Origin of the sequence: Oryzobacter telluris, assembly GCF_043099285.1 — a bacterium.
GTDB lineage: Bacteria > Actinomycetota > Actinomycetes > Actinomycetales > Dermatophilaceae > Oryzobacter > Oryzobacter telluris.
In genome coordinates this window covers 2,746,179-2,761,520 of sequence record NZ_CP170723.1, presented here as the reverse complement: position 1 = coordinate 2,761,520, position 15,342 = coordinate 2,746,179, and the positions used below count along the sequence as shown (strand labels likewise).

Annotated in this window: 16 protein-coding genes; 12 read left to right on the top strand and 4 right to left on the bottom strand. The window is 73.3% G+C overall.

The window, feature by feature from the left end; all coding sequences use genetic code 11:
* Nucleotides 1–2: 2 nt before the first annotated feature.
* Complete coding sequence (locus tag ACFLFB_RS12700; protein WP_392542547.1) at nt 3–947, bottom strand: hypothetical protein; 945 nt, start codon at nt 945–947, stop codon at nt 3–5.
* A 46-nt stretch (nt 948–993) separates the two neighbouring features.
* On the opposite strand from ACFLFB_RS12700, the gene ispG reads away from it, so the two are divergent.
* Complete coding sequence (gene ispG, locus ACFLFB_RS12695; protein WP_392542546.1) at nt 994–2,157, top strand: flavodoxin-dependent (E)-4-hydroxy-3-methylbut-2-enyl-diphosphate synthase; 1,164 nt, start codon at nt 994–996, stop codon at nt 2,155–2,157.
* Between the two features lie 16 nt (nt 2,158–2,173).
* Here ispG and ACFLFB_RS12690 read toward each other — a convergent pair whose 3' ends face one another.
* The gene (locus ACFLFB_RS12690) at nt 2,174–2,812 is read right to left on the bottom strand and encodes a hypothetical protein (protein ID WP_392542545.1); all 639 of its coding nucleotides are present in this window, start codon (nt 2,810–2,812) and stop codon (nt 2,174–2,176) included.
* On the bottom strand, nt 2,809–3,345 hold the full coding sequence (locus ACFLFB_RS12685; protein WP_392542544.1) for an RNA polymerase sigma factor: 537 nt from the start codon (nt 3,343–3,345) through the stop codon (nt 2,809–2,811). Before ACFLFB_RS12685 ends, ACFLFB_RS12690 begins: the two co-directional genes overlap by 4 nt.
* 166 nt (nt 3,346–3,511) lie before the next feature.
* On the opposite strand from ACFLFB_RS12685, the gene ACFLFB_RS12680 reads away from it, so the two are divergent.
* From ACFLFB_RS12680 to ACFLFB_RS12635, 10 genes are all read left to right on the top strand, one after another.
* Nucleotides 3,512–4,051 carry a superoxide dismutase family protein gene (locus ACFLFB_RS12680; protein WP_392542543.1) on the top strand — a complete coding sequence of 180 codons (540 nt, stop codon included), beginning with the start codon at nt 3,512–3,514 and terminating at the stop codon, nt 4,049–4,051.
* The gene (locus ACFLFB_RS12675) at nt 4,051–4,581 is read left to right on the top strand and encodes a hypothetical protein (RefSeq protein ID WP_392542542.1); all 531 of its coding nucleotides are present in this window, start codon (nt 4,051–4,053) and stop codon (nt 4,579–4,581) included. Before ACFLFB_RS12680 ends, ACFLFB_RS12675 begins: the two co-directional genes overlap by 1 nt.
* A gap of 147 nt (nt 4,582–4,728) precedes the next feature.
* Nucleotides 4,729–5,574, top strand: a complete 846-nt coding sequence (locus ACFLFB_RS12670; protein WP_392542541.1) for a GNAT family N-acetyltransferase — start codon at nt 4,729–4,731, stop codon at nt 5,572–5,574.
* Between the two features lie 52 nt (nt 5,575–5,626).
* On the top strand, nt 5,627–6,022 hold the full coding sequence (locus ACFLFB_RS12665) for a DoxX family protein (protein WP_392542540.1): 396 nt from the start codon (nt 5,627–5,629) through the stop codon (nt 6,020–6,022).
* A gap of 12 nt (nt 6,023–6,034) precedes the next feature.
* On the top strand, nt 6,035–6,901 hold the full coding sequence (locus ACFLFB_RS12660; protein ID WP_392542539.1) for a GNAT family N-acetyltransferase: 867 nt from the start codon (nt 6,035–6,037) through the stop codon (nt 6,899–6,901).
* A gap of 43 nt (nt 6,902–6,944) precedes the next feature.
* Nucleotides 6,945–7,361, top strand: coding sequence for a nuclear transport factor 2 family protein (locus tag ACFLFB_RS12655; protein WP_392542538.1), 417 nt, complete (start codon nt 6,945–6,947; stop codon nt 7,359–7,361).
* A gap of 80 nt (nt 7,362–7,441) precedes the next feature.
* Complete coding sequence (locus ACFLFB_RS12650) at nt 7,442–9,211, top strand: proline--tRNA ligase (protein ID WP_392542537.1); 1,770 nt, start codon at nt 7,442–7,444, stop codon at nt 9,209–9,211.
* Nucleotides 9,208–9,987 carry an HAD family hydrolase gene (locus tag ACFLFB_RS12645; protein WP_392542536.1) on the top strand — a complete coding sequence of 260 codons (780 nt, stop codon included), beginning with the start codon at nt 9,208–9,210 and terminating at the stop codon, nt 9,985–9,987. Before ACFLFB_RS12650 ends, ACFLFB_RS12645 begins: the two co-directional genes overlap by 4 nt.
* Nucleotides 9,984–10,763 carry a TSUP family transporter gene (locus tag ACFLFB_RS12640; protein ID WP_392542535.1) on the top strand — a complete coding sequence of 260 codons (780 nt, stop codon included), beginning with the start codon at nt 9,984–9,986 and terminating at the stop codon, nt 10,761–10,763. Before ACFLFB_RS12645 ends, ACFLFB_RS12640 begins: the two co-directional genes overlap by 4 nt.
* Nucleotides 10,764–11,113: 350 nt before the next feature.
* Nucleotides 11,114–11,779 (top strand): hypothetical protein, encoded by a 666-nt coding sequence (locus tag ACFLFB_RS12635; RefSeq protein WP_392542534.1) that lies wholly within the window; start codon nt 11,114–11,116, stop codon nt 11,777–11,779.
* 49 nt (nt 11,780–11,828) lie between these two features.
* Here the strand turns inward: ACFLFB_RS12635 and ACFLFB_RS12630 are convergent, their stop codons facing one another.
* Nucleotides 11,829–13,751: an alpha-amylase family protein gene (locus ACFLFB_RS12630; RefSeq protein ID WP_392542533.1), complete on the bottom strand. Its 1,923-nt coding sequence runs from the start codon at nt 13,749–13,751 to the stop codon at nt 11,829–11,831.
* 115 nt (nt 13,752–13,866) lie between these two features.
* Here ACFLFB_RS12630 and ACFLFB_RS12625 point away from each other — a divergent pair, with 115 nt between their 5' ends.
* Entirely contained in the window at nt 13,867–15,294 is a 1,428-nt protein-coding gene (locus ACFLFB_RS12625; protein ID WP_392542532.1) for a ferric reductase-like transmembrane domain-containing protein, read from the top strand.
* Nucleotides 15,295–15,342: the final 48 nt, after the last annotated feature.

Below are 15,342 nucleotides of genomic sequence, written 5' to 3'. Positions count from 1 at the left end.
CATCATGGCGCGTCGCCGAGGAGCGCGTCCCGCTCTTCGCGCAGCCCGGTCGCGCCCTGGCGCAGGGCGTCGGCACGGGCGGTGAGGCGCGCCACGGCCTCGCGGACCGCGCGGGCCGCCTCGTCGACCCGGGCGGCCGAGTCCTTGATCCTCGAGCGCACCGACAGGTCGGTGAAGATGTTGTCGAACCAGACGTCGAGGGTCCTGGTCATCGGGGTGATGCCGAGGTGGGCCTGCAGTCGCTCGGTCGGGCCGGTGTCGGCGAGCTCTCGGGTGAAGTCGGCGACCGCCCGCTGCGCCTCCTGGATGCGGGCGGCGGCCCTGTCGATGCGGTCGTGCTTGATCGAGGACGAGATCAGCCCGCCGCCGAACCAGGTGTCGTAGGCCGACCACGAGTCGGCAGAGCCGAGGTCGCCCTGGGCGGCCTCGAGCGAGGCCAGCGCCCGGCGTCCGGCGGCGAGGGCCTCGTCGACCTCGACCGCCTCGGCGCGCACGGTGGCGAGCTCGTCGAGGACCCGCTCGAGGGCGGGGGAGGTGGCGGACCCGCTCGTGCGGACCGCCTCGGCGTGCGCCTGGGCGGCGGACTCCTTCCGGGCGGCGGTGTCGCCGAGGCGGGCGAGCCGCTCGTCGAGGGCGACCCGCTGCTCCTCGAGCGCCTCGACGGCCCGCGTGGCGGTCTCGAGCGCGTAGCGGGCCGCGACCTCCTGCGCCCGTTCCTGGTGCAGCTCGCCGGTGCGGGTGCCGCGCACGGCGGCGAGCAGGGCGGACAGGCGCACTCCCTCGAGGCGCTTGACGTCGTCCTCCTCGAGGCCGTGGCGCCGGCGGGCGGTCTCCGCAGCCCCTCGCGCCTCCTCGAGGTCGTCGCGGAGGGCGTGGAGGAGGGCGCGCAGGTGCGCGGCCTCGCGGTGGTCGGAGGTGGCGCGGTCGAGGGTGTCCCGGGTCTGCACGACGTCGATCATGGCCCTCCGAGGTCGCGCACGTACGCTTGGTTCCATGTCGGTCTCCCTCGGTATGCCCGCGCTGCCCGCGCCCACCATCGCCCCCCGTCGCCAGAGCCGGAAGATCCGCGTGGGCAAGGTCGAGGTCGGCGGCGACGCCCCGGTCTCGGTGCAGTCGATGACGACGACGCCGACCACCGACATCAACGCGACCCTCCAGCAGATCGCCGAGCTCACCGCCTCCGGCTGCGACATCGTGCGCGTCGCGTGCCCCAGCCAGGACGACGCCGAGGCGCTGCCGGCCATCGCGCGCAAGTCGCAGATCCCGGTCATCGCCGACATCCACTTCCAGCCGAAGTACGTCTACGCGGCCATCGACGCCGGGTGCGCGGCCGTGCGCGTCAACCCGGGCAACATCCGCCAGTTCGACGACCAGGTCAAGCAGATCGCCGCGGCGGCCAAGGACGCCGGTGTGTCGATCCGCATCGGCGTCAACGCGGGCTCGCTCGACCCGCGGCTGATGAAGAAGTACGGCAAGGCCACGCCCGAGGCGCTCGTCGAGTCGGCCGTCTGGGAGGCGAGCCTGTTCGAGGAGCACGACTTCCACGACTTCAAGATCTCGGTCAAGCACAACGACCCGGTCGTCATGGTCAAGGCCTACCAGCTGCTCGCCGAGCGCGGCGACTGGCCGCTGCACCTCGGCGTCACCGAGGCCGGGCCGGCGTTCCAGGGCACCATCAAGTCGGCCACCGCGTTCGGCGCGCTGCTCTCGCAGGGCATCGGCGACACGATCCGGGTGTCGCTGTCGGCGCCCCCGGTCGAGGAGGTCAAGGTCGGCATCCAGATCCTGCAGTCGCTCAACCTGCGGCCGCGCAAGCTCGAGATCGTGTCGTGCCCCTCGTGCGGGCGCGCGCAGGTCGACGTCTACAAGCTCGCCGACGAGGTCACCGCCGGGCTCGAGGGCATGACCGTGCCGCTGCGCGTCGCCGTCATGGGCTGCGTCGTCAACGGTCCGGGGGAGGCCCGCGAGGCCGACCTGGGTGTCGCCTCGGGCAACGGCAAGGGCCAGATCTTCGTCAAGGGCGAGGTCATCAAGACCGTCCCCGAGAGCCAGATCGTCGAGACCCTCATCGAGGAGGCCATGCGGATCGCCGAGGAGATGGGCGAGCCGATGGACGACGAGACCGTGGGCGCGCCCACCGTCACCGTCTCGGGCTGACCGACTCCCGCCCGGGTCAGCGGTCGAGGTCGGCCCACTCGCGCTCGGACTCCCGCGGACCGGTCACCCGGCGGTTGAGGGAGAAGAGCCGGCCGAGCACCGGCATCAGGACGATGTTGAGCCCGTGCAGGATGCCGATGGCGAGCAGGATGCCGCCGATGCGCGCGGCCGAGAAGGTCAGCTGCTCCGCCGTGACCAGACCGGACACGTCGTTGTTCCAGTCGGCCTGCGGCCCGAAGTGCACGCCGAAGAGGATGTACGCCGCGAAGATCAGGTAGTAGACGATGTCGGTGAGCACGATGTAGCTCTTGCCGGTGAGCGGGTTGTCGTGGAAGACGTCGGCCGCATAGGCCCGCCCGAACCGCTTGATGAACGGCCCCAGCCACACCGCGATGGCCACGAGGACGAGGGTCACGGCGACTTCGAGGATCCACCAGGGCATGGCGAGCGCTCCGTTCGTGCGAGGGGTGAGGAGGAGGACGGCGGCGGTCGTGGCGGCCACGACGGCGGTGGCGACGGCGACGGTGACGAGCCCGGTCCGGCGGCGGTGGCGGTCGGCCTCGATGCTGTCGACGACCCGCTCGAACAGGTCGGCGCTCGGCCGGGTCGGGGCGGAGCGCAGCGCGTGGCTGATGCGGTCCTCGAGGTGGGTCATCGGTGGGCCTCCAGCGTCGTGCCGAGGGAGTCGAGCCCACGCTGCAGGTGGGTCTTGACGGTGTTGGTCGACAGCCCGAGCGTCGAGGCGATCTCGGCGACGGGCATGTCGTAGTAGTAGCGCAGGGTCACGCAGTCGCGCTGCCGCCGCGGCAGCGCCCGCAGCGCCTCGACGACCGCGAGCCGCTCGGCCCGCTCCTCGGCGGTCTCGGCCGCCGAGGGGGCGTCCGGGTGGGCCGGAGGACGGTGCCGCCAGGAGACGAAGCCGCGCCGGTTGTGGTCGCGCGCCAGGTTGATGACGATCGAGCGGAGGTAGGCCGCCGCCCGGTCCTGGTCCCGCAGCCGCCCGCTGCTGCGGGCGAAGCGGATGAAGGCCTCCTGGACCAGGTCCTCGGCGGCCGTGGTGTCATCGACGTAGAAGCGGGCGAGCCGGGTGAGCGACGCCGCCTCGGCGTCGAAGAGGACGGCGAGGTCGGGCGCCCCCGCCGTCGACACGGCGAGGGCGTCCTGCGCGCCGAGCGAGAGCGCCTCCATCACCGTGACGGACGAGTGAACCGGCTCGGCGGGTGACACGTCGGGCTGACGAACTTCGGGCGAGATCTCGTCGAGGTCTGCGGAGGCCGCGGCGTCACCCGGCGCGGGGGAGGCGGACGTCCGTCTGGTGTCAGCACTTCTGCGGACCCGACCGGAAGGGAAGCCCATGTCCTCCACCTCCCGCCACCTCGCTGCCGCCGCGACCATCGTGGCACTGACCGCCGTCCCCGTGACAGCGTCCGCGGCGACCCACGGCCCCCTGGTGCGCACCTCGGGCGCGCTCGCGGACCTCGCCACGGCCGCCGCCGGGCCGTTCGACGGCGCCTCGGCGGCCTTCCAGCTCGTCGCCTCGGCGAAGGGCAGCCACGCCGTGCTGCGCGTCTCGGGCATCGGCGCCGACGCCGACGGCTACACCTACGGCGCCCACCTGCACGTCGGGCCCTGCGTCGCCGGCAGCCCGGCCTCGGCCGGCGGCCACTACAACACCGACGTCATCGCGGGGATCCTGCCGCCCGACAACGAGATCAGCGAGGACACCGAGGTGTGGCTCGACATCACCGTCGACGACGGCGCGGCCACCGCCACGGCCTCCGTCCCGTTCGTGCCGCTGCCGGGGACGCGTTCGGTCGTCATCCACGCGCTGGAGACCGACCACCACACCGGCACCGCGGGTGGCCGCCTGGCCTGCCTCCCGGTGGTGTGGTGATGATGCGCGCCGCGCGGGCCGCGGCGGTGGGCCTGGCCCTCGGTCTGCTGTGGGGTGTCGTGGCCCGCGGGTTCATGCGGCTGCTCACGGGATCGCCCGAGTTCACCTGGAGCGGAACGCTGTACATTGTGGGGTCGGCCGGACTGGTCGGCGCGCTGGTGTCGGTGGTGCGCTCGCAGCGGCTGGCCGGCCGGTCGTGGTGGTGGCGGCTGCTGGGCCTGCCGTTCGTCCTGATGTTCGCGGCTGCCGGCGCGATCATGGCGCCGGGCGTGGTGGGCGTCGTGATGATCGCCGACCGCCGCCGCTGGCTCGCCGTGCCGGGCGTGGCCCTGGTCGGCCTCGTCGTGGTCCTCGTGGCGCTCGAGCCGGGCGGTGCGCTGTCACTGCGGCAGTGGGCCGGCGTCGCGGTGATGCTGGCGTGCCTGGCCGTCGAGGGTCTGGCGGCCCGCGAGCTGGTGAGGAAGTGGCGTCCGTCGATGGCGGCCGAGCCGGCCACGCAACCGGCAGGGCCGGTGGGCGTCCTCGCCTGACGCGGGCCGACCGACCGCTCGCTCGTGTGTCCGCGGACCCCCGCACCTCCCCCCTGGTCACGACGGGTGGGAGGTGCGAGGCCGTGGGCGCCTTGCGAAAACCGCCGTCGGACGGGTGGGGGAGGGCGCGGGCCCTAGGCTGGTGGGGTGCTGCGCACGCGCTCCCCGGTTCGTCCCCTGTCGCTCGCCGACCGTGACGAGGCCCTCGCCGTGTGCGCCCGCGACCTCCCGCGCGGCGTCTTCGTCGCGGCCCGGGTCGTCGAGGGGGCGCGCACCGGTTCCTTGACGAGCGTCCTCGGGCACCGGGTGGACGGCGAGCTGACCTCGCTGTGCTGGGCCAGCGCCAACGTCGTGCCGGTGGGCACCACCGAGGAGAGCCGCCCCGCGTTCGCCGAGCGGGTCCGTCGCTGGCGCGGTCGCTGCGCCTCGGTCTTCGGTCCCCGCGAGGAGGTCGAGGGCCTCTGGCGGCACCTCTCGCCGTACTGGGGACCGGCGCGAGCGCTGCGCTCGCGCCAGCCCCTCCTCGCCGCCGACCGGCCCCCGTCGAGCCTCGGGGTCGAGCTCGACCCCCGTGTGCGCCCCGCCCGTCCCGACGAGGTCGACCTCGTCCTCCCGGCGGCCGAGCACATGTTCACCGCCGAGATCGGCTACCCGCCGTACCGGGGGAGCGACCGCGGCTACCGGGCGTCCCTGTCGGCGCTCGCCGCCCGCGGGCACACGTACGTCGTCATCGAGGACGGTGAGGTCGTCTTCAAGACCGACGTCGGCAGCCTGGCGCTCGGGTGCGCCCAGCTGCAGGGTGTCTGGCTCGCGCCCCGCCTGCGCGGCCAGGGGCTGGCCGTGCCGATGCTCGCGAGCGTGGTCGAGCAGGTGATGGTCGGCCAGGCGCCGATGGTGTCGCTGTACGTCAACGACTTCAACGCGGCCGCGCGCGCGACCTACGAGCGGCTCGGCTTCCGCGAGGTCGGCGACTTCACCACCGTCCTGCTCTGACCTTCGCCGCCCGGTGGTCGAAGCGGGCTCGCCGCGGGTGGTTGGATCAGGCATGGCCCCCGCACCGCCCCTGACCCGTGACGTCGCCGGGCTCGCGACGATCCTCGCGACCTCCGGCGTCATCCACCTCGTGCGCCCGGAGGTCTACGAGGGGATGGTCCCTCACGTCCTGCCCCGCAAGCGGCTGCTGGTCCACGCGAGCGGGGTTCTGGAGATCGCCTGCGCCGCAGGGCTGCTGGTGCCGTCGACGCGAAAGGCGGCAGGCTGGGCGTCGGCCGCGCTGCTCGTGGGGGTGTTCCCGGCCAACGTGCAGATGAGCGTCGACCACGGCAAGCGGGCGGCCCGCCGCGGCGACACCGGGTCGCGGGCGACCTTCGCCGCCACGGTCGCGCGGCTCCCGCTGCAGTGGCCGCTCATCCGGACGGCGCTGCGCGCCACCGGTCGCTGAGGGACCGCGCTCGTGTCCACGCCGGTGTGGCGCCCGCTCACCGAGGACGACCTGTCCCTGGTGCACCACCTGGCCGCCTGCTGCCTCGAGCGCGACGGTGGGCTCCCGCACCTCGCGGGCGAGCCGATGCTGCGCCGCTACTTCCTCCAGGGACCGGGGATCGTCGGCACCGACGAGACCGGGGACGTCATCGCCGCGGCGTCGGTGTTCGTCGACGGGACGGGCCACCGCACCGCGGCCGGCCTGGTGCACCCGTCGGCCCGCGGGCAGGGGCTCGGGCACGCCCTCGTCGCCTGGTGCCGCGAACGGTCCGGGGGCTCGCTGCTGCGCGTCGCGGTGGAGACCACCTCGCCCGAGTGGGACGCGCTGGTGACCGAGCTCGGCCTGGTGCGCACGTTCGCCGAGCACGTGATGCGCCACGACCTCGTCGACGTGCCCAGGATCAAGCGACCCGCGGGCCTGACCTCCGAGCGCTGGACCGACGAGACCGCGCCGCTCTTCCACGAGGCCTACCGCCGCTCCTTCTCCGACCGGCCGGGCTTCCCCGACCCGCCCCTCGAGGAGTGGGTGGGCGACGTCGCCGAGGAGGAGGGGTTCCGGCCCACGGCCTCGCGGGTCGTCCTCGACGCCGCGGGCACGCCGGTCGGGTTCGTCACGCTGCTCGACGACTGGATCGACCAGGTCGGCGTGGTCCCCGCGTGGCGGGGCCGCGGCCTCGGTGCGCACCTCGTGGTGCGCTCGCTGCGGGCGCTGCGCAAGGTTGGCTGCGAGCAGGCCTGGCTCACCGTGAACGTCGACAACGCGGCGCACGACCTCTACCTCCGGGTCGGGTTCCGCGACGCCGGGCTGAGGGCGCGCTACGAGGAGACCGTGCGCTGACCTCCGGCTGGCCAGCGCGGGCCGGCGGTGGGACGATCGCGAGATGGTGCAGGAGGCGTCCGACCCCGTCACGCTCGTCACCGGCTACCTCGCGGCGGCGCAGCAGGCCCGGACGAGCCGAGACGCGCAGGACTTCGAGGCCGTGCGCGCCTACTTCCACCCCGACGCCACCATCCAGCTCGCCGCCGCCTGGGGCCACGACCCCTGGCGCGTCGTGCACCGCTCGGCCGACGAGATCCTCGAACGGCTGCGCGCGCCCATCAACACGGCGACCAGCCTGACCACCGAGGACGTCAACGTCGTCCTCGCCGGGGAGGACGTCCTCGTCGAGCAGCGCTCGACCCTCCACCACGACGGCCGCGACCTCGTGAGCATGGTGTGCCACTTGTTCACCGTCCGCGACGGGCGGATCTCCGGCATCCGGGCCTACCGCAACGACCTGGGCCTGCCCCAGGGCTGAGCCGGAACCGGGGCGCTGGCCGGCCCGGCGCGTCGTTATCCTTGGCGGGTTCACCACCCCACCACCGACGGAGCCTTCCCGTGGCCATGCGCATGTCGACCCTGTTCCTGCGAACCCTTCGCGAGAACCCGGCGGACGCCGAGGTCCCGAGCCACCAGCTCCTCGTCCGGGCGGGCTACATCCGACGGGTGAGCCCCGGCATCTACACCTGGCTCCCGCTCGGCCTGAAGGTGCTGCGCCGCGTCGAGACGATCGTGCGCCAGGAGATGGACGCCATCGGCTCCCAGGAGCTGCTCTTCCCCGCCCTGCTGCCGCGCGAGCCCTACGAGGCGAGCGGCCGCTGGCAGGAGTACGGCGACAACGTCTTCCGTCTCCAGGACCGCAAGGGCGCCGACTACCTCCTCGGCCCGACGCACGAGGAGATGTTCACCCTCACCGTCAAGGACCTGTACTCCTCGTACAAGGACCTGCCGCTGTCGATCTACCAGATCCAGACGAAGTACCGCGACGAGGCGAGGCCGCGCGCCGGCGTGCTGCGCGGGCGCGAGTTCGTGATGAAGGACAGCTACTCCTTCGACATCGACGAGGCCGGCCTCGACAAGAGCTACCAGCTGCACCGCGACGCCTACGTCCGGATCTTCGACCGGCTCGGCTTCCACTACGTCATCGTCCAGGCGATGGCGGGGGCGATGGGCGGCTCGAAGTCCGAGGAGTTCCTCGCGACCGCCGAGAACGGCGAGGACACCTACGTCCGCTGCACCAACTGCGGGTTCGCCGCCAACGTCGAGGCCGTCCGCGTGCCGGTCCCCGACGCCGTCGACGCGTCCGGCACCCCCGCCGCGCACGTCGAGGACACCCCCGACACCCCGACCATCGAGACGCTGGTCAACCACCTCAACGCGGCCTTCGCGCGCGAGGACGGGCGTGAGTGGACCGCCGCCGACACGCTGAAGAACGTCGTCGTCATGCTCGTGCACCCCGACGGCACGCGCGAGCCGCTGGCCATCGGACTCGCCGGCGACCGCGACGTCGACGAGAAGCGGCTCGGCGCGCAGGTCGAGCCGGCCCGCGTCGAGGCGTTCGACGAGAAGGACTTCGCCCGCTACCCGACGCTGGCCAAGGGCTACATCGGCCCCGGTGCGCTCGGCCTCGAGAAGAGCACCGGCATCCGCTACCTCCTCGACCCGCGGGTCTCCGAGGGCACCGCGTGGGTGACCGGCGCCGACGAGAGCGGGCGCCACGTCATCGACCTCGTGGCCGGGCGCGACTTCACCGCCGACGGCACCATCGAGGCCGCGGAGGTCCGCGACGGCGACGCCTGCCCTTCGTGCGGCCACGGCCTGGAGTCGGCGCGCGGCATCGAGATGGGGCACATCTTCCAGCTCGGCACCAAGTACGCGGAGGCGCTCGACCTCAAGGTCCTCGACGAGAACGGCAAGCTGCGCACCGTCATCATGGGCAGCTACGGCGTCGGGGTGTCCCGTGCCGTCGCGTGCGTGGCCGAGGGCAACCACGACGAGCTCGGCCTGGTGTGGCCGCGCGCCCTCGCGCCGTTCGACGTGCACCTCGTGGCCACGGGCAAGGACGAGGCCGTCGCCATCTACGCCGAGGAGCTCACCCGCGAGCTCGAGGCGCGCGGGGTCGACGTGCTCCTCGACGACCGCCGCCAGGCCAGCCCCGGCGTGAAGTTCAAGGACGCCGAGCTCATCGGTGTGCCGACGATCGTCGTCGTGGGCCGCGGCCTCGCCGACGGCACCATCGAGGTCAAGGACCGTCGCTCGGGCGAGCGGCGCGAGGTCGCCGTGGCCGGTGCGGTGCAGGAGATCCTCGCCGAGATCGGCCGCGCGTGACGGGCGGCGTCGACGCCGTCGTCTTCGACTGGGGCGGCACGCTGACGCCCTGGCACGACGTCGACCTCCCGGAGCAGTGGCGCGTCTTCGCCCGGGAGGTGCACGGGGTGCCGTTCGGCTCGTCCGAGGTCTCGGAGGACGACCTGGCCGAGGCGCACCGGCTCGCCGACCGCATTCTCGAGGTGGAGAGCGCGGCGTGGCGCCGCGGCCGCGACGACCACCGCAGCGCGGCGCTCGCCGACATCCTCGACGAGGCCGGGGTCGACGCCGAGCACGACCGGCACCACCTCGCCCTCGCGGCGTACCAGGGGTACTGGGAGCCGCACACCTTCACCGACCCGCAGGTGCGTCCGCTCTGGGAGGCGTTGCGCGACAGGGGGATCAAGGTCGGCGTGCTGTCGAACACCATCTGGTCACGCGAGTACCACCGCGGCATCTTCGAGCGCGACGGTGTCCTCGACCTCATCGACGCCGACGTGTACTCCAGCGAGATCGACCACGTGAAGCCGCACCCCGAGGCGTTCCGTGCGGTGTGCCGCGCCCTCGGGGTCGAGCCGTCGCGGTCGGTGTACGTCGGTGACCGGCTCTTCGAGGACGTCCACGGGCCGCAGCAGGTCGGGATGCGCGCGATCCTGGTGCCGCACAGCGACATCCCGCAGTCGCAGCGGGTCGAGGTGTCGGCCGAGCCGGACGCGCGGGCGCACGAGCTGCTCGACGTCCTCGCCGTGGTCGACGCCTGGCGGGGCGCGACCGACGGCTCGCCCCCCGCGTCGTGACCGACCCGACCCTCGAGGTCGTCCTCCTCCTCGGGCTGGCGGGGTTCGTCGCCGGGTGGGTCGACGCGGTCGTCGGGGGAGGCGGCCTCATCCAGCTGCCGGCCCTCCTCCTCGGGCTGCCCGGGGCGACGCCGGCGCAGGTGCTCGCGACGAACAAGTTCGGCTCGGTGTGGGGGACCGCCACGGCGTCGCTGACGTACTGGCGGCGGGTGCGGCCCGACCTGCGCACCGCCCTGCCGATGGCGCTCGTCGCCTACGTGGGGGCGATCGGCGGCGCGCTCATCGGGCTGCACATCCCCAAGGCGCTGTTCAACCCGGTGATCCTCGTGCTGCTCGTCGCGGTGGGGGCCTACACGCTACTGCGGCCGTCGCTGGGCGAGGCCACGCAGCTGCGCTGGTCGGGCCACCGGCACACCGTCACGGCGATGCTGACCGGCTTCGTCATCGGGGTCTACGACGGGGCGCTGGGGCCGGGGACGGGGTCGTTCATGGTGTTCGCGCTCGTCGGGCTCATGGGCTACGCGTTCCTCGAGGCGAGCGCCAAGGCCAAGATCGCCAACTTCGCCACCAACCTCGGCGCGCTGACGGTGTTCGTGCCGGGCGGGCACGTGGTGTGGAAGGTCGGGGCCGTGATGGCGGCGGCGAACCTCGTCGGCGGCTGGGTCGGTGCCCGCACGGCGGTGCGCTTCGGCAGCGGGTTCGTGCGGGCCGTCTTCGTCGTCATCGTCGGCGCGTTCGTCATCCGGATCGGCGGCGACCTCGCCGGCCTCTGGTGACGCCGAACGTGTGTGAACTCGCCCGGATATCGCGGCGAGTACACACACGTTCGCGGGGCTGTGGATGACCGCGTCGGGGCTCGGCCGGATCGGAGCAGTCTGGCGACGTGCGAGATGCCGTTCGTCGCCGCATCGAGGATCTCGCCGGGGGACACGGTGGCGTCGTCTCACGGCGCGACCTCGCACGCCTGGGCGTCGACAGGAACGCCGTCGCCCGAGAGGTCGCTGGACTGCGGTGGGCGGTGCACGGAGCCCACACCATCGCCGTGCACCGGGGGCCACTGCCGGCTGTGGCCCAGCTGGCGCGCGGCGTGTGGGAAGTCGGGCACGAGGTCGCGACCCTCGACGGCGTGAGCAGCCTGCTCGCGGCCGGGCTCACCGGCTTCGCCGAACCACTGGTGCACGTGTCCGTGACCCGCAACTCGAGGTGCCCCGCGGTCGACGGGGTGAGGGTGCATCGCGTGCGTCGGCTCGAAGACGAGGGCCTTGGGCAAGGCCGCTTGCCCAGAACCCGCTCCGAGGTCGCCGCGATCCGAGCGGCAGGCTGGGCCTCCAGCGACCGGCAGGCCGCCCTCATCCTGGCGATGTCGGTCCAACAGCGGATCGTCGTTCCCGCCCAGTTGCTGCGAGCGGCGACGCTCGTCCGTGTCAGGGGGCGGCGACCCTTCATCCGACAGGTCGTGCTCGATGTCTGCGCAGGAGCCCATTCACTGGGAGAGCTGGACTTCGCGGGGATGTGCCGACGCCATGGCATCCCCGAACCCGATCGACAGGTGGTGCGACGAGGACCCCGAGGACGGATCTACCTCGACGTACGCTGGGACGGGGTGGATCTCGTCGTGGAGATCGACGGCTCGGGTCACCGCTGGGGCTTGGCCCTGACGGCCGACAACCTCCGCCAGAACGCGGTCACGCTCGGTGGCGACCGGGTCCTGCGCTTCGATCTCCTCGCGCTTCGGCTCGAGGAACCCGCGGTGATGGGGCAGGTCCGTCAGGGCCTCGGCCATCGTGTGTGAACTCGCCCGAGAACACGAGCGTGTTCACACACGTTCGGGGAAGGGGGGGTCAGGGGGTGGGGGTGGTCAGCCAGAGGACGCCGTAGGGCGGGAGGACCACGGTGCCGTGGCTCCAGGGCAGCTCCGCGCCGGTGATGGCGTCGTGCGCGTCCGCCACGCCGAGCGCGTGCAGCCGGTGGTCGTACCAGGGCCGCGGCTCGGGCGTGACGTTGTAGACGCCGACGAACCGACCGACCGGGTGCTCGCGCACCGTCACGAGCACGCCGGGGTCGTCGACCGGACCGATCCGCGTCTCGACCGACCCGTGGAGGTGGGGGAGCGACGCCCGCGCCCGCACGAGCTCGACGACGTCCTCGAACACCCGCCCGGCGACGGTGGCCGGGTCGTGCCGGTGCGCCACGGCGTCGTCGTCGAGGCGCGGCCGGTGGGCCCAGCGGTTGTCGTCCTGGTGGCCGGGCTCGTCGGCCCAGTGGGGGTCGTTGGTCTGGCCGAGCTCGTCACCGCTCCAGATGACGGGGATGCCACCCCACCCGATGACGAGGGCGTGGGCCAGGCGCAGCGCCGCGACGGCGAGGTCGACCTCCTCCGGGGTGGTCGCGGACTCGAGCCCGACGAGGGAGGCCGCGGCCCCGCTCGTGCGCATGTCGCCGGTGGCCGGGTTGTGCTGGAAGACCAGCCCTCGCGCGGGGGAGCCGGGGAAGTCGCCGGCGTACCACCGGGCGAGGAACTGGCGGTGGCCCGGCCCGGTGACCCCGAGGGCCCACGCGTCCTCGTCCATGATCGCCCAGCCGATGTCGTCGTGGCAGCGCAGGTAGGTGAGCCAGGTGGCGCTCGGCGGCTTCGGCGGAAGGTGGCTGAGGGTGTGGGCGGCGAGGCGCACGTCCTTCGAGGCGAGCATCGACCACACCTGCACCATGAGGCTGTTGTGGTACGCGAGGTCGCTGACCTTGCCCGAGTACGACCCCGCACCGAGGTAGGCGAGCAGCTTGGTGGGGGCGACGATCGCCTCGGCCTTGAACGCCACCGCCGGGCACGCGATCCGGGTCACCGCCCGCAGCACCTGGGTGATGGCGTGGACCTCGGGCTCGCCCTGGCAGTCGGTGCCGAGGCGCTTCCACATGAAGGCGATGGCGTCGAGCCGCAGCACGTCGACCCCGCGGTTGGCGAGGTCGAGGATGATGCCCGCGTACTCGGTGAGGACCGCCGGGTTCGACCAGTTGACGTCCCACTGGAACTCGTTGAACGTCGTCCACACCCAGCCCGACACCTCGTCGTCCCAGGTGAAGTTGCCCGGCGCGAAGTCGGGGAAGACCTCGGGCAGGCTGCGCTCGTAGGCGTCGGGCATCGTCCGGTTCGGGAACACGTGGAAGTAGTCGCGGTACACGGGGTCGCCGGCGCGGGCCTTCTCGGCCCACTCGTGCTCGCGCGCCACGTGGTTGAGGACGAGGTCGAGGACGAGGCTCACCCCGGCGTCGTGGAGCTCCTCGGCCAGCGCCTCGAGGTCGTCCATCGTGCCGAGGTCGGGGCGCACCGCGCGGTAGTCGGCCACGGCGTAGCCGCCGTCGCTGTCGCCCTCGCGCGGTCGCAGGAGCGGCATGAGGTGCAGGTAGCCGACCCCCAGCTCGCGCAGGTAGGGGAGGCGGTCGGCGACCCCGCGCAGGTCGCCGGCGAAGCGCTCGGTGTAGGCGGCGTACCCGACGAGCCCCGGGTCCTGCAGCCAGTCGGGGCGCAGCAGCCGCTCGAGGTCGCGGCGGTGCAGCCGGTCCGAGCGGGCGTCGTAGGCCGCCCTCGCGAGGGCGACGAGGTCGTCGGCGAGGGCCGGCGCGCGCTCCTCGCCGTAGAGGAGGGAGAGCCCGCCGACGAGGTCGGGGCGCCACCGCTCGACCCGCGCCTCGATCATCGTCTCGCGGTCGTGCACCCCCCGCGGGGCGGACTCGGGCGCGGCGACCGCGGTCGACGAAGGCGGTGGCACCGGTGCACTCACAGTGCGCATTGTGTCGGAGATGCGGAACCGTTTCCACATCCTCACCGCCGACACCGATGACGGGCACAGCGACCCCACAGCGGGCCCGCCGAATCTGGGTGACGTGACCACGACGACGGCTCCCTCGCCCCACACCATCGCGACCTCCGCGGCACCCGCTCCGCGGGCCCTCCGCCGCGGACCGGTGCCGCGCTGGTGGCGCGACGCGACCCTCGTCGCCGGCTGGGCCGTCGTCCTCGTCGTCATGGCCCTGTGGGTGGCCGGGGGAGGCCTCGGTGAGCTCGGGACCGTCGCCGAGGCGCTGACCTCGACCGGCCGGCTCACCGGTCTCGTCGCCTCGGCGCTGCTCCTGGTCCAGGTGACCCTCATGGCCCGGGTGCCGTGGGTGGAGCAGGCCTGGGGCCAGGACGGCCTGGCCCGGGTGCACCGGCTCGTCGGGTTCACCTCCTTCACCCTCCTCGTCGCGCACATCGTCCTCATCACCCTCGGCTACGCGGCCGGGACCTCGGCAGGCATCTGGGGCACCCTCGTCGACCTCGTCCTCGACTACCCGGGCATGCTGCTGGCGACCGCGGGCACCGTGGCCCTGGTGATGGTCGTCGTCACCTCCGTGAAGCGCGCCCGCCGCCGCCTGCGCTACGAGTCGTGGCACCTGATCCACCTCTACGGCTACCTGGGCGCCGGACTGGCCCTGCCGCACCAGCTCTGGACCGGCGCCGAGTTCCTCGACTCGCGCACCGCCACCGTCTTCTGGTGGTCGCTGTGGGCGCTCGCCGCCGGGTCGTTCCTCGTCTTCCGCGTCGGGCTGCCGCTGTGGCGCTCGCTGGCCGCGCCGGTGCGCGTCGTCGACGTGCGGTCCGACGCACCGGAGGTCACCACGGTGACGGTCGCCGGCTCCCGTCTGCACCGCCTGCCCGCCCGCGCCGGCCAGTTCTTCCAGTGGCGCTTCCTCGACGGCGCCGGATGGTCGCGCGCCCACCCATACTCGATCTCCGCCGCCCCCGACGGCCGCACCCTGCGCTTCACCGCGGCCCACGTGGGTGACGGGTCAGCGCGGCTGGTCACCCTCGCCCCGGGGACCCGGGTGCTGCTCGAGGGACCGTACGGGCGCCTCCACGCCGGTGTCCGGACCCACCGCAAGGTGCTCCTCATGGGGTCGGGCATCGGCATCACGCCGCTGCGGGCCCTGCTGGAGGACCTCGAGCAGCAGCCCGGCGACGTCACGGTCGTCCACCGGGTGCGGTCGGCGGCGGAGGCAGTCCTCGCCGACGAGCTCGCCGCGGTCGCCGCGGCGCGCGGCGCCCGCTACCTCCTCGTGGAGGGCCACCGAATCGCCGACCGCGCGAGCTGGCTGCCGCAGCAGGCGCGCCACCTCACGGATGTCGAGGCGCTGCTCCAGGTCGTGCCCGACCTCGCGGACCACGACGTGTTCGTCTGCGGGGCCGACGGCTGGATGACCGCCGTGCGCGACGCCGCGGTCGCGGCCGGCGCCGATCCCGCGGCCGTCCACCTCGAGCGCTTCGCCTACTGACGACCGACCTCCCGACCACCCCTCTCGCCCACGTCCCCATCGGAGGAC